Raw genomic sequence first — 13,825 nt, 5'->3', positions numbered from 1 at the left:
AGCCTTTTTCTTTGCAAGATGATGTTTTTTGATCGGATGTTGAAAATCATTCCCTGATTTATGGGTAGTTTGTCGAAAATCCTCACAATTTGACTATAAACGAAATATAAACAAATAATTTAAAAAATTTAAATTATTTTGTATAATAAAGAAGTAGTATCGACAAACAAGGGGGAGTCATAATGAAGAGGGAAGAACTCATTGCACCGGAAAAGTACAATTTAGTAGAAGAAGTAGAGAAGTTTGCAAGTGATCAGGAAAAGCTTGCGATCAAGTGGGAAAACGAAGAAGGAACAAAGGAAGAAATTACATACACACAATTATTGAAAAATGTAAATAAGATTGGAAACGTTTTCTCGGGGGAGAACCTTGAAAAGGGGGATGTCATCCTGGTCATGGTTCCACGCTTAATCGAAGCGTACGCCGTGTATCTTGCAGCCCTTAAGTTCGGACTCGTTGTGATACCAAGCTCGGAAATGCTTCGGACAAAAGATCTGGAATATCGTATCGATCACGGGGATGTGAAAGGGATTGTAGCGTATTCTCCATTTGTTGAGCAGTTTGAAAATGTAAGGGGAATGGAGAATCTCAAGAAGTTCGTCGTGGGAGAAAAGCAGGAAGGCTGGATTGCAATAGAAGAAGAAATGAAAGTAGCCTCTGAAGAGTTAGCATTCGCTGATACCAAAAGGGACGATATGGCATTCCTTTCATACACGTCAGGAACGACTGGAAATCCTAAAGGGGTTGTCCATACACACGGATGGGCATATGCTCACTTAAAGACAGCGGCCCGTGAATGGCTATGCATCGAAGAAGGAGATACGGTTTGGGCAACGGCAGGTCCGGGTTGGCAAAAATGGATTTGGAGTCCTTTCCTATCTGTGCTTGGGTCTGGAGCTACAGGACTCGTTTATCAAGGGAAATTCGATCCTAATAAATATCTCCAAATGCTTCAGGACAATCGGGTAAATGTTCTGTGCTGTACACCAACAGAGTATCGCTTGATGGCTAAAGTGGATAACCTCGGAACTTATAAACTGGATCAATTACATAGTGCGGTATCGGCAGGAGAGCCGTTAAACAGGGAAGTCATTGATGCCTTTAAGAGGCACTTTAATATAGAAGTACGTGATGGATATGGCCAAACAGAAAATACGCTCCTCGTCGGCATCATGAAAGGCATGGAGCTGAAACCGGGCTCAATGGGGAAACCGACTCCAGGCAACAGAGTCGAAATCATCAACGAGGAAGGGTATCCATGTGAAGTCGGAGAGGTTGGTGATATAGCGGTTCATGTAGAAACACCTGCACTCTTCAAGAATTATTATAAAGATCCAGAACGGACTGCGATGCAATTCAGAGGGGATTACTACATTACAGGTGATAAAGCGAAAAAGGATGAAGACGGCTACTTCTGGTTTGAGGGACGCGGTGACGATATTATCATCAGCTCCGGTTATACCATTGGACCTTTCGAAGTGGAAGATGCCCTGGTCAAGCACCCATCCGTTCAAGAATGTGCCGTTGTAGGAAGTCCAGATGAAGTAAGGGGCCTGATCGTGAAAGCCTTTGTCGTCCTGCGGGATGATGTGGATCACCAGGATCCGGAATTGATTCCGGCCCTACAGCAGCATGTTAAAGACTTAACAGCACCTTACAAGTATCCACGTAAGATTGAATTTGTGAAAGAATTGCCGAAAACAACTTCTGGCAAGATCAGGAGAATTGAGCTAAGACAAAAAGAAATGAGTTCAGTTAAAAACTAGACAGGAATAGGGAGCCAATAGGGCTCTCTATTTTTTATGGGGACTATACACCTTTCCCCTTTCAGAATCTTCCTATAATATGGTACATTTGAAAAATAGACTTTTTATGAAGAAAGGAAAAACATCATGGGCACTTTATGGAAAAACGGAATCATTTACACAATGGAAAACGAAGGACATCATGTTGAAGCAGTTTACACGGAAAATGGAGTCATCAAAGGGCTTGGCTCATCCGACGAACTGGAACAGAATGAACAATTCACGATTGAGTCCGTAGTAGATCTTGGGCAAAAAGTGATGTTCCCGGGGTTTGTCGATAGTCATATGCATCTGATCGGTCATGGAGAAACGTTAATGAGGCTGGACCTTTCCAGTATGAATAGTAAGCAGGAAGTGCTAGAGGCAATTAAAGAGAAAGCAAAGGGCCTTGAGAAAGGTCAATGGGTCATTGGCGAAGGCTGGAACGAAAACCTCTGGAGTGATGCAGAGGTTTTAACAAAGCAGGAAATCGATGAAGTCGTACCGGATCATCCCGTCCTTCTAAAACGTATTTGCCGTCATGCCATGGTGGTGAATTCACCCGCTTTAAAAAATGCAGGAATCGATGAAGGCACTCCAAATCCTTCTGGAGGATTAATTGAGAGAGACGACAGTGGTGCACTAAACGGTTTGTTAAAGGATAAGGCTCAGGATCTGATGATCGATTCATTACCCCCAATCTCATCCGAATATCTGGTAGAAGCCCTGACAAAGGGGATCGAAAGCTGCTGGGAAAACGGATTGGTCGGTGGTCATACAGAAGATTTAAGTTATTATGGAAACTTTAAGAAAACGTATGATGCATTTGTAAAAACGATCACCGAAGGCAAGAAAAAATTCAGGTCTCACCTACTGGTTCATCATGAAGTGATTGAAGATTGGAAGGAAGATGGACACCACTTCCAGAGCGGCAATCAATATATTGAATTCGGTGCCATGAAGATCTTTGCTGATGGCGCTTTAGGCGGAAGGACTGCCCTGTTAAGCTATCCATATGCCGATGATCCAAGTACGACCGGTGTCAGTATCCATACAAACGAAAAACTTCTTGAGCTTTTGAAGAAAGCTAGAAAGTACGATCTTCCGATTGCCGTTCATACAATTGGTGATCAGGCTTTTGAAAATGTAGTGGATGCCATCATGGAAGAGCCCTCTCACTTTGGAAGACGGGATCGACTCATCCATGCACAAATCCTGCGGAAAGAACTGATCGAGAAAATAAAGGATCTTCCGTTAATACTTGATATTCAACCCAGGTTTGTCGCGTCGGATTTCCCTTGGGTCATTGATAGATTAGGTAAAGAAAACATGAAATATAACTATGCGTGGAAAACCCTGCTTGAAGAAGGCATTCCATGTGCCGGTGGATCTGATGCGCCGATCGAACCGATTAATCCGCTGTGGGGAATTCATGCGGCGGTTACGAGAACGAATCCATTGGACCCTGACAAAACAGTATATCGCCCGGAAGAAAAACTGACAATGTATGAAGCTATTTCCCTGTTTACAAAAGGAAGTGCCTATGCCTGTCATCATGAACAGGACAGAGGCCTCATACTCGAAGGCTATACAGCGGACTTTACCGTTTTAGACATCGACCCCTTCAAAGTGGATGCCGATCAATTATTAAACAAAGTGGTAGATATGACGGTTGTAGACGAGACCATCGTTTATAAAAAAAATAAATAATCATTGCCCCCAAAACTTTTCATGGATATAATGGAGATATTTCGGAAATAGAAATAGTTTTGGGGGTGTTTTTATGAAGCACGATCAAGCTGGAATCGTCTATACAGCTTTTTCTTATTTTTTATGGGGAATTCTCCCGATCTATTGGAAATGGTTAAATCATGTATCGGCAGATGAAATCCTTGCTAACCGCATTTTTTGGTCCTTTTGGTTTATGCTCTTATTCTTAGTCGTCAGTAAACGTTGGAAGGACTTTCAGGCATATATAAAAACATCGCTCACGAAAAAGAAGCAGCTGTTTGCCCTGCTGCTGGCTTCTTTATTGATTAGTACAAATTGGTTCATTTATATCTGGGCCGTCAATACAAATCAAATGGTGGAAGCGAGCCTCGGGTATTATATCAATCCCCTAGTCAGTGTGCTATTAGGGGTATTCATCCTGAAGGAGAGCTTGTCGAGGGCTCAAATGGTCTCCTTTGGATTGGCGGCGATCGGGGTTCTGATCCTAACGATATCCTACGGTGACTTCCCATGGATCGCTATTGGTCTAGCATTCTCCTTCGGCTTATACGGATTAGCCAAAAAACTCATCCAAGTCGAATCATCCATCGGACTGACCCTGGAAACCATGACCATAGCGCCATTATCACTACTCTACCTCGGCTACATGTTCAATGAAGGATCCCTGTCCCTTTTCCATGTATCATTAGGGACGGACCTCTTATTAATGGGTGCCGGTGCGGCAACAGCCATCCCTTTATTATTCTTTTCAAAGGGTGCTCAACAAATCCCGCTCTACATGGTCGGATTCCTGCAATACATTGCCCCGACCATCACGTTGATACTCGGCATATGGGTCTATAATGAAACCTTCTCATTCACCCATCTCATTTCGTTTACGTTCATATGGCTCGCACTAACGATTTTCACCGCTTCCAGAGTGCAATACGCCAGAAAGCGAAGACGTGAAGCGAGATTGTCCGCTTGATAAAATGCGAAACGCTCCAGCATGTGCTGGAGCGTTTTTTATAGGGACGGACCTTGCACTTGTTCACAGGTAATAGGGACGGACCTTGCACTTGTTCACAATTTGGCACAACAAACTGCAAAAGTGGCACAACAACCGATCAAAGTGGCACAACACCCGGTCAAACTGCCGCAACAAGAAACTTATTACACAATAATAATGCTAACGACTATCTTAATCGTTAAGAAATCCCCAACTATACGCAGACTCCGTTAAAAAAGCTCGCATATGATCAAAAATAACCCCATTCTTATCTATCAAGTACATAAATTCGTTCATAACGTCATTCTAACCACTTAGTAATGGATTCTTATAAAAACGAACGCTTCACTTTCTCCCAGAAGGAATTATCTTTTAATTTTACCGTTTTAATGATTTTATCGCTTAACTTCGCTTCGACTTTTTCCACGTGTTGAATACTGAGAGCCTCATTATCCATCCCCATTGCAGGGTAGTCATTACCGTCCTGAACGATCTTAAGGACCAAGCGGCGCTTATCGCTGAGAATGAAGGAAGACCCGAGGGTACGGTAGCGGTTATTATTCAAGGATGCCATCTCACTTACTTGAATACAAGGCAGCATCGGATCCACCACTGCTCCGCTGACCGATTTATTGTAAGCAGTACTTCCCGTCGGAGTTGCAATGATCATGCCATCTCCCCGGAACGTTTCGAAATGATTATCATCGATGAATACGTCCATGACAAAGGTTTTGATGATGCCGGAGCGGATGCTGAATTCATTCAAGCAATGGAAGGAAGTTTGGTTATCGACGGTTACTTCGATGGTCGGATATTTGCGTACTTCGATTTGCTCCGTTGTCATCGCTTCAATCATTTTAGACGTATCGTCAATATGGAAATCGCAATACATACTCAAAGTGCCACCTGTTGAAATGCCTGCATACAAGCAATCCTGCCTGAAGCCGGTTTGGCGGACGGCTTGAAGAAACGTTCCGTCCCCTCCGATACTGACGATGATGTTCGCTGTCTTTGGAGAATCGACAATGTTGAAATCATAACGCTTGGCAAGCTCGTATAAATGGTCCAGCTTTGCCTGCATCCCTTCCTCATGTAAGGCATAGAAATAAATATTTCGACGGTTATTCATCGTATGTACCTCCCTGAAATAAAAAATAAGATAATTTTTCCCATTTCCATGAAATTTTGCTAGAATCTAACTTAGTGAATATTCTATCATGTTTTTACATGAGAATGATATTCATATCCTTACATAAGATAGGGTAAACAAGGGAGGAATATACAAAATGAATGCAAAAAGATGGACGGCGTTAGGTATTGCTGTTGGGCTATTCTTTGTTTCTGTCGTAGTCAATTTCGCTACATCTGCGGCGACCAGTGATTTTGATAAAGCATTTGAAGATATGTTTGGTGGGACGGAGAATGCTTTCGGTGAAGAAGTGATTGAAGAAGGAAATGCACAGAAACGAATCGCTGTTTTAGAAGTGGAGGGTGTGATTCAGGATACGGGAGGGGCTACATCCTTATTTGAAAGCCCTGGATACAATCATGAACTATTTATGAAAAAGCTTGATGCGGTTCAAGAAGATAAATCTGTTAAAGGAATTATATTGAAAGTGAATTCCCCGGGTGGCGGAGTAGTGGAGAGTGCTCAAATCCATTCGAAGCTTGTAGAAATTATGGATAAAACCAAGAAGCCGATTTATGTTTCAATGGGAGGTACAGCGGCTTCCGGAGGTTATTACATATCGGCTCCAGCTACGAAGATTTTCGCCAGCAAAGAAACACTGACCGGTTCACTCGGTGTCATTATGCAAAGCATCAACTACTCAGAATTAGCAGAGAAATATGGGGTCGATTTCGTTACCATCAAAAGCGGACCATATAAAGACATCATGAGCCCGACCCGTGAAATGACGGATGAAGAAAGAAAAATAATACAGTCGATGATCGACAATTCCTATGAAGGCTTCGTGGATGTCATTGCGAGTGGACGCGATATGTCTGAAGCAGAGGTCAAGAAAATTGCAGACGGAAGAGTATATGACGGCATCCAGGCGAAAGAAGTCAATTTGATTGATGAATTCGGCTATGTAGAGGATACCATAGAAGCCATGAAAAAAGATCATAAGTTAAAAGGTGCTCAAGTATTTGAATACACTGCAGGCGATCCTTTCTCCGAATTCTTCAGTATGGGTGCAAAGAAAATGATCGGGCAGGACATGGAAGCAGCGGCATTGATGAAGCTGCTATCGAAACCAAATTCTCCACGATTAATGTACCTATACTCTGAATAAGGAAGGGTGAATGAAGTGAGTGACACACAAGATCGTTCTGTATTAAATGATGAGGAACGGGAGCGAATCGAAATTCATTCGCCATCTCCGCATCAATCAGGATCCATGAATCACGATGGATATTACTTAGCAGGATTCTGGATAAGGTTTTGGGCATATTTACTGGACCTTATCGTGATTGGAAGCATTACACGATTAGTCGTGAATCCAATCTTTAAATTAATGGATATTTCCCTTTCAGAGGGCTCGATGTTTGCTCCGATTTCGATCTTAACGAGTATCGTTTTTTATGGATATTTTATTTTAATGACGAAATACTTCAGCCAAACGATCGGCAAAATGGTGTTCGGCATTAAGGTGATCGATTTAAAAGGCCTGAAGCCTTCGTGGGGAACGATTCTATTTAGAGAATTGATCGGTCGTTTTATCTCTACCACGATTTTCATTCTCTATGTGGTTGTAGCCTTTACGAATAAAAAACAAGGGATACATGATCTGTTTGCCGACACGACGGTGGTTCAGGAAAAGAAGAAGCTGGAGTTTAAGCCAGCTCTGTAAATAATTGTTGTTTTGAAACCAAACCTGCTTATATGGGTTTGGTTTTTTGTTTCTAATTAATGTGAAAGGATGCATGGAATTAAAAAATCGATGCAATTAATTGGAAAGAGACGCAATTACGTAGGAGAACGACGCAATAAATCGGAAAAAGACGCAATTACGTAGGGGAACGACGCAATTAATCGGAAAAAGACGCAATTACGTAGGAGAACGACGCAATAAATTGGAAAACGACGCAATTAAGTAGAGGACGACGCAATTAATCGGAAAAAGACACAATTCCAAAGGGGAACGACGCAATTAATCGGAAAAAGACGCAATTACGTAGGGGAACGACGCAATAAATGGGAAAAAGACGCAATTAAGTAGAGGAACGACTCAATAAATCGGAAAAAGACGCAATTCCAAAGGGGAACGACGCAATAAATCGGAAAAAGACGCAATTACGTAGGGGAACGACGCAATAAATCGGAAAAAGACGCAATTAAGTAGAGGAACGACGCAATAAATCGGAAAAAGACGCAATTACGTAGGGAAACGACGCAATAAATCGGAAAAAGACGCAATTAAGTAGAGGAACGACGCAATTAATCGGAAAGAGACGCAATTACGTAGGGAAACGACGCAATAAATCGAAAAAAGACGCAATTACGTAGGGGAACGACGCAATAAATCGGAAAAAGACGCAATTCCAAAGGGATACGACGCAATTATTAAAAAGGGGATGTCCCATTTACCCTCGTGGGACCCAATAATCATTCAATGACCGGAACAAATACAATATCAAAAGTGATTTCTGCAAATAAAGCTCTCTTTATCCCGTTAAACAAGCCCCTTCCCCACACAAAATCTCTCCCCCTTAGTTTATTTTTTCAGGCAAAGGCCATAATAAGAGGTTGAAGGGTGTGAAAATATGAGTTGGTGGATTTGGGCATTAATCATCGTTATGGCACTTATTATGTTTATTTTATTTGTTCTCATTATTACGAAGCTGACCGTTACTCTCTCTTTGTACCACGGGAATGACAATGACCATTTCAAAGTGAAGCTGAGGGCATGGTTTGGCTTGCTAAAATATACAATCGATATCCCGTTAGTCAAACTCGATGACGATGGTCCGAATATCGTGTTAGAAGAAGAACAGAAAAGAGGCAACGAAAGCAATCCATCAAAGACAAAAGCTTCTAAAAAGAAAATCACTCCACAAGATTTTATAGATAGTTTGTATGATACGAAGGAGATCATCATACATGTTCAGTCACTTCACAGAATCATCCGGTCATTTCTCAAAAAGGTCAAACTGGATCATGTGCAGTGGAAAACGTTATTCGGCACTGGCGATGCAGCTTCAACAGGGACGTTAACAGGGACGATATGGGGGATGAAAGGGAGTATCATCGGGATTCTGAGCGGTTATGTGCGCCTTCAATCCATGCCCGTCATAGAGGTGACTCCGATGTTCCAGCACGCTGTGATCCAAACGCAATTTTCATGTATTATCCAGTTTCGGATAGGGAATGCTATCCTAGTAGGTTTCAAGATACTTCGGTACTGGAGAGGCGGTATGGCTAAGTTCAAGACAAAGCCCCTTTCCACACTTTCTGGAGAAAAACATTCAGTTTAATAAGGAGGTCTTTATATGTCAGAACATCCTATTGAAGGTCTAATGACCACGGCAATGGAAAATTTAAAAGAAATGATCGATGTGAATACGATTATCGGTGATCCCGTTGAAACACCCGATGGAAGTGTCATCCTGACAGTATCAAAGGTTGGCTTTGGATTTGCTGCAGGTGGAAGTGAGTTTATCATTGATGGTAAAGGAAAAGAGGATGGTGGCGGAAAAGGCGGAGACGGCGGCAGTGACAAATCATCCCCTAAACAGCAGCCATTCGGTGGAGGTAGCGGGGGCGGTGTCTCGATCACTCCGATCGCATTCTTGATCGTCAGCTCAAAAGGAATCAAGATGCTTCACTTAGATGAAAGCACTCACCTGATCGATCGCCTGCTGGATCTCGCTCCCGGTGCCATCGAAAAGATTCAGGGTATGATGAAAAAGGACGATAACAAGCAGGACAATAATAGTCAGGGTAATCACAATCAAAAACTTGATCTGTAAAAGATGGAGAGCTTACTCGAGTATGAGTGAGCTCATCTTTTTTTTGAAAAGAACCCCTATGATTTGCTTTACCGTATCGTTTTTCTGTACTATAAACATGTACATATTATTATGGAGGAGGAACAAATAATGGCAAATATTACGTTTAAGAACAATCCTGTCACTCTATTAGGTAATGAGGTAAAAGTAGGGGACAAAGCTCCTAACTTCACAGTATTAGCTAATGATTTATCGGAAGTCACACTGAATGATTCCAAAGGCAAGGTGCGTTTGATCAGTGTCGTTCCTTCCATCGATACAGGTGTTTGTGATGCACAAACACGAAAATTCAATGAAGAAGCAACAAAGTTTGATAATGTAGAAGTATTGACGATTTCCGTGGATCTTCCATTCGCTCAAAAGCGCTGGTGCGGGGCAAACGGTATCGAAAATGTTCAAACTCTATCCGACCACCGCGATCTTTCTTTCGGTGAAGCATTCGGCGTACACATCCAAGAACTACGTCTGCTTGCCCGTGCAGTATTCGTAATCGACAGCAACGATGAAGTGACGTATGTGGAATATGTAAGTGAAGCAACAAACCACCCGGATTATGATGCTGCCGTTGAAGCAGTGAAGAACGCTAAATAATTTTGTATTAACTGCACATTTTTTAGACATGCTGACCTCATTATCGGAAGGTCAGCATTGTTTTTTTTACAAACTCCTGGGACAAAGGTAAAATAGATGAATGAAATTGTGATAAAGGAATGAATGCCGATGATTAATTCGCCAGTCGAATCATTATTTGGAATAATCGATGAAACTGCTACACTGCTGCAAGAGGAACTGGCATGCAGTTATTTAGAAGCCGTTGCAGAAACGGGAGAAAACCTTTTTCAGGGGGACGTCCTGCAAGAGGAAGTCAGTGAACTGACTAAGAAACGCCTGAACAAGAAGTATGATGAAGTGAGTCTTTCTCAGCTTGAGAATGAAAATATCCGTAAAGCCTTTCAATTCGCGATCTTAAAAGGAATGAAAGAAAACGTTCAGCCGAATCATCAAATGACCCCGGACTCTCTTGGTTTATTTATCAGCTATTTAGTCAATAAATTCACCCGAGGTATGGACAAACTTACCATCCTGGACCCGGCGATCGGAACAGGAAACCTCCTGACGACGGTTTTGAATCAAATGCCAGGAAAAGAAACACAATCCATCGGGGTGGAAATTGATGAAGTATTGATCAAGCTCGCATACGTGGGGGCCGATCTTCAAAAACACCCATTACAGCTCTTTAATCAGGATTCAATCGAACCTCTGTTCATCGATCCTGTAGACCTTGTGTTATGTGACCTGCCAATTGGCTATTACCCGAACGATTTACGTGCACAGGACTATGAACTGAAAGCAGAAGAAGGCCACTCGTATGCCCACCATCTGTTTATGGAACAAAGCCTGAAGCACACGAAAGACGGAGGATACCTTTTCTTCATCGTGCCAAATGGACTATTCGAATCTCCATACAGCACACAGCTGCAAACGTATTTGAAAGAAAAGGCTGATATCCAAGGCTTCTTACAGCTGCCACTTTCCCTATTCAAAAATAAAAACTCAGCGAAGAGCATCCTGGTCCTTCAAAAGAAAAAAGAAGGCCTACAGCCTCCTAAAGAAGTATTGCTTGCTCAGCTGCCAAGCTTATCGAATCAAAGAGCCCTGCAGGACATCATGTCTAAAATCGATCAGTGGCTTGCACAGAATAAACAATAATATTTTACAGGACTGCCTCTTGGCGGTCTTGTTTTTTTTGTGTGTTTTACTCTTCTTCTTTTACGGGTATGAAGGAAACGAGGCATTCGATTTTGGGTCATCGACCGATATACGGATTTATCAACCTTTATAGGGATATATCGATCGTTATGCACGATTCGACAAAATTTGCACAAGCCCCTATCATCCATCTCCCACCGTTACTTCAAATTCTAACTTTTGCGAAAATATTTAATTTAACATGAAAACGATGTCATTTCAAGCTTTTTCTTGAAATAGATGGTAGTCAGTGATTTAATGGGGAATTGAGAGATAAAAAATGATTCAATGAACAGAATAAATAAGAGTCAAGAGATCGAAAAACAAAAGGAGCGATACAACGTGGCAAAAAAAGTGATTGCAATTAATGCTGGAAGCTCTTCTTTAAAGTTTCAGCTTTTTGATATGCCTGAAGAAACGGTCATTACCAAAGGTCTGATTGAACGTATCGGGTTGAACGATGCGGTTTTCAATATAACAGTGAATGATGAGAAGCGTGAAGAAGTAACAGATATTCCGAACCATGAAGTAGCGGTTAAAATGCTGCTTGAAAAGCTGACAGGCTATGGCATCATCAACTCACTTGATGAAATCGATGGAATCGGTCACCGTGTCGTACACGGCGGAGAAGTCTTCAATGATTCTGTACTGATCACAGACGAAGTCATTACGAAGATCGAAGAACTATCTGATTTGGCGCCTCTTCATAACCCTGCAAACTTAACAGGTATCAAGGCATTCCAAAACGTGCTTCCGAATGTTCCTGCGGTTGCAGTATTTGATACGGCGTTCCATCAATCCATGCCGGAAAGCTCATTCTTATACAGCCTTCCTTATGAGTATTATGAAGATTTCGGAATCCGTAAATATGGTTTCCACGGTACGTCCCATAAGTATGTATCTCAGCGTGCAGCTGAAATGCTTGGCCGTCCGGAAGAGCAAGTGCGCCTGATTTCTTGTCACCTAGGTAATGGTGCAAGTATCGCGGCAATCGAAGGCGGTAAATCAATCGATACGTCAATGGGCTTCACTCCTTTAGCAGGGGTTGCCATGGGTACTCGTTCAGGTAATATCGACCCGGCCCTTATCCCGTTCATTATGGAAAAGACAGGATCAACGGCTGATGAAGTATTAAACATCCTTAACAAGAAATCCGGTATGCTTGGTGTATCCGGGTTCTCAAGTGACCTGCGTGACATCGAACAACAGGCATCTGAAGGGAACGAGCGTGCGGAATTGGCTCTGGAAGTGTTCGCAAACCGTATCCATAAATATATCGGTTCATATGCATCCCGCATGTATGGTGTAGATGCAATTGTCTTCACAGCAGGTATCGGTGAAAACAGTACCCTTATCCGTGAAAGAGTTCTTCAAGGACTGGAATTCATGGGCGTATACTGGGATCCTGCACGTAACAAGGTCCGCGGTAAAGAAGCATTCGTCAACTACCCGCATTCACCTGTAAAAGTCATGATCATTCCGACAAACGAAGAAGTCATGATTGCACGTGATGTAGTGGAAAAAGGGAATATCTAATGTAAGCAAACAGGGTTGCCTTGATGGTGACCCTGTTTTTTATATAGGGAAAACAAATAACAGAGTATTCAAAAGACTTTCCTGGTGAGAAAAGAATTGTCGTCTATATATATGGTATACTATACGTAAATTACGGAATGTAAGGAGTGGGAGAAGTGAACTGGTCTGAACGAGATAAACAAGTATGGCAATCCATCAAAGCCTGGAAAGAAGAATTATATGAATACGAAGCGAATGATTTAGAACATACATATGTCAAATGGCTGGATTACGCATTTGAATCAATCCCTGAACATGTTCAGGACCAATTTTTTCAACGCCTTGATGGCTGGTTGTTTCACATGCATTCTCTTATTCAAGGCTCACAGATGCAAAACGACGCCCGTGAGCGCATCCTTGTCACGGCAAGAGCCTTTAATCAGGACGTTCAAACGGTTGAAGATCTTCACTTTTTAACGATTGATCAGCTTCACTACATAGCGGAACAGCATGCTGGCCGTCACCGGATCTATTCATTATTTCAAGGGGGGGTTACGGGAACCGGGGGGCTGGTGGCATTGGGCTCGGATTTGCCTGCCATGGCCGTCATCAATATCCGTTCGGTTCAGCTTATTGCCATCACCTATGGTTTTGATGTACAAACTCCTTTCGAGATGATGACGTCACTGAAGGTGTTTCATGCCTCGACACTTCCTTCCCGACTTCGTGCACTTGCCTGGGAAGATCTAATGGAAGATCTGAATAAAAAGGATTCTAATTACTTTTATGATGGATCAGAACAGCTGACAGACTACACGTGGCTGGAAGGGCCCATGAAACAAGCTCTGAAAGGGTTAGCCATCACAATGTTTAAAGGGAAGAAGTGGTCCGGGTTACCTCTTGTCAGCATCGCCATAGGGGCAGGGGTCAACTATCAGCTTTCGAGAAAGATCACTGATTTTGCGGAAAAATACTATCAATACCGTTATTTGCGTCAAAAGAAGAATCAATAAAAAGAAAAGGGGACGATGTGGACACATCGTCC

Annotated in this window: 12 protein-coding genes; 11 read left to right on the top strand and 1 reads right to left on the bottom strand. The window is 42.4% G+C overall.

All coding sequences use genetic code 11. The features are described 5' to 3' along the window. Positions 1-182 precede the first annotated feature (182 nt). The 3 genes from mbcS (at position 183) to rarD (ending at position 4,482) form a co-directional block, all read left to right on the top strand. Positions 183-1,766, top strand: coding sequence for an acyl-CoA synthetase MbcS (gene mbcS, locus ACFQWC_RS20950; RefSeq protein WP_299739290.1), 1,584 nt, complete (start codon positions 183-185; stop codon positions 1,764-1,766). A 126-nt stretch (positions 1,767-1,892) separates the two neighbouring features. After that, a complete protein-coding gene (locus tag ACFQWC_RS20945) occupies positions 1,893-3,494 on the top strand; it encodes an amidohydrolase (RefSeq protein ID WP_377109011.1) in 1,602 nt (533 codons plus the stop codon). 73 nt (positions 3,495-3,567) lie between these two features. After that, the gene (gene rarD, locus ACFQWC_RS20940) at positions 3,568-4,482 is read left to right on the top strand and encodes an EamA family transporter RarD (RefSeq protein ID WP_299739286.1); all 915 of its coding nucleotides are present in this window, start codon (positions 3,568-3,570) and stop codon (positions 4,480-4,482) included. A 349-nt stretch (positions 4,483-4,831) separates the two neighbouring features. On the opposite strand, the gene ACFQWC_RS20935 is transcribed toward rarD, so the two are convergent. Further along, complete coding sequence (locus ACFQWC_RS20935) at positions 4,832-5,632, bottom strand: NAD kinase (RefSeq protein ID WP_299739284.1); 801 nt, start codon at positions 5,630-5,632, stop codon at positions 4,832-4,834. 157 nt (positions 5,633-5,789) lie between these two features. Here ACFQWC_RS20935 and sppA point away from each other — a divergent pair, with 157 nt between their 5' ends. The 8 genes from sppA (at position 5,790) to ACFQWC_RS20895 (ending at position 13,793) form a co-directional block, all read left to right on the top strand. Continuing rightward, on the top strand, positions 5,790-6,800 hold the full coding sequence (gene sppA / locus ACFQWC_RS20930; RefSeq protein ID WP_341356829.1) for a signal peptide peptidase SppA: 1,011 nt from the start codon (positions 5,790-5,792) through the stop codon (positions 6,798-6,800). A 105-nt stretch (positions 6,801-6,905) separates the two neighbouring features. Beyond that, the gene (locus ACFQWC_RS20925) at positions 6,906-7,358 is read left to right on the top strand and encodes an RDD family protein (protein ID WP_299739681.1); all 453 of its coding nucleotides are present in this window, start codon (positions 6,906-6,908) and stop codon (positions 7,356-7,358) included. A gap of 913 nt (positions 7,359-8,271) precedes the next feature. Then, positions 8,272-8,982 carry a DUF2953 domain-containing protein gene (locus ACFQWC_RS20920; protein WP_299739280.1) on the top strand — a complete coding sequence of 237 codons (711 nt, stop codon included), beginning with the start codon at positions 8,272-8,274 and terminating at the stop codon, positions 8,980-8,982. Between the two features lie 15 nt (positions 8,983-8,997). Next, positions 8,998-9,477, top strand: a complete 480-nt coding sequence (gene ytfJ / locus ACFQWC_RS20915) for a GerW family sporulation protein (RefSeq protein ID WP_044339424.1) — start codon at positions 8,998-9,000, stop codon at positions 9,475-9,477. A gap of 129 nt (positions 9,478-9,606) precedes the next feature. Continuing rightward, entirely contained in the window at positions 9,607-10,107 is a 501-nt protein-coding gene (tpx, locus tag ACFQWC_RS20910; RefSeq protein ID WP_149157128.1) for a thiol peroxidase, read from the top strand. A 129-nt stretch (positions 10,108-10,236) separates the two neighbouring features. Next, complete coding sequence (locus ACFQWC_RS20905; protein ID WP_377109010.1) at positions 10,237-11,226, top strand: class I SAM-dependent methyltransferase; 990 nt, start codon at positions 10,237-10,239, stop codon at positions 11,224-11,226. A gap of 381 nt (positions 11,227-11,607) precedes the next feature. Beyond that, positions 11,608-12,801, top strand: a complete 1,194-nt coding sequence (locus ACFQWC_RS20900; RefSeq protein WP_341356828.1) for an acetate kinase — start codon at positions 11,608-11,610, stop codon at positions 12,799-12,801. A gap of 155 nt (positions 12,802-12,956) precedes the next feature. Then, the gene (locus ACFQWC_RS20895; RefSeq protein WP_299739272.1) at positions 12,957-13,793 is read left to right on the top strand and encodes an EcsC family protein; all 837 of its coding nucleotides are present in this window, start codon (positions 12,957-12,959) and stop codon (positions 13,791-13,793) included. Positions 13,794-13,825: the final 32 nt, after the last annotated feature.

Origin of the sequence: Rossellomorea sp. GCM10028870 (assembly GCF_042666755.1) — a bacterium.
GTDB lineage: Bacteria > Bacillota > Bacilli > Bacillales > Bacillaceae_B > Rossellomorea.
The sequence above is the reverse complement of the archived record's forward strand: the minus strand, read 5'-3'. Positions and strand labels throughout refer to the sequence as shown.

What these genes read in the sequence shown, in the direction of transcription:
- mbcS (WP_299739290.1), top strand. Translation starts at nt 183, where the DNA reads ATGAAGAGGGAAGAACTCATTGCACCGGAAAAGTACAATTTAGTAGAA.
- ACFQWC_RS20945 (WP_377109011.1), top strand. Translation starts at nt 1,893, where the DNA reads ATGGGCACTTTATGGAAAAACGGAATCATTTACACAATGGAAAACGAA.
- rarD (WP_299739286.1), top strand. Translation starts at nt 3,568, where the DNA reads ATGAAGCACGATCAAGCTGGAATCGTCTATACAGCTTTTTCTTATTTT.
- ACFQWC_RS20935 (WP_299739284.1), bottom strand. Translation starts at nt 5,632, where the DNA reads ATGAATAACCGTCGAAATATTTATTTCTATGCCTTACATGAGGAAGGG.
- sppA (WP_341356829.1), top strand. Translation starts at nt 5,790, where the DNA reads ATGAATGCAAAAAGATGGACGGCGTTAGGTATTGCTGTTGGGCTATTC.
- ACFQWC_RS20925 (WP_299739681.1), top strand. Translation starts at nt 6,906, where the DNA reads ATGAATCACGATGGATATTACTTAGCAGGATTCTGGATAAGGTTTTGG.
- ACFQWC_RS20920 (WP_299739280.1), top strand. Translation starts at nt 8,272, where the DNA reads ATGAGTTGGTGGATTTGGGCATTAATCATCGTTATGGCACTTATTATG.
- ytfJ (WP_044339424.1), top strand. Translation starts at nt 8,998, where the DNA reads ATGTCAGAACATCCTATTGAAGGTCTAATGACCACGGCAATGGAAAAT.
- tpx (WP_149157128.1), top strand. Translation starts at nt 9,607, where the DNA reads ATGGCAAATATTACGTTTAAGAACAATCCTGTCACTCTATTAGGTAAT.
- ACFQWC_RS20905 (WP_377109010.1), top strand. Translation starts at nt 10,237, where the DNA reads ATGATTAATTCGCCAGTCGAATCATTATTTGGAATAATCGATGAAACT.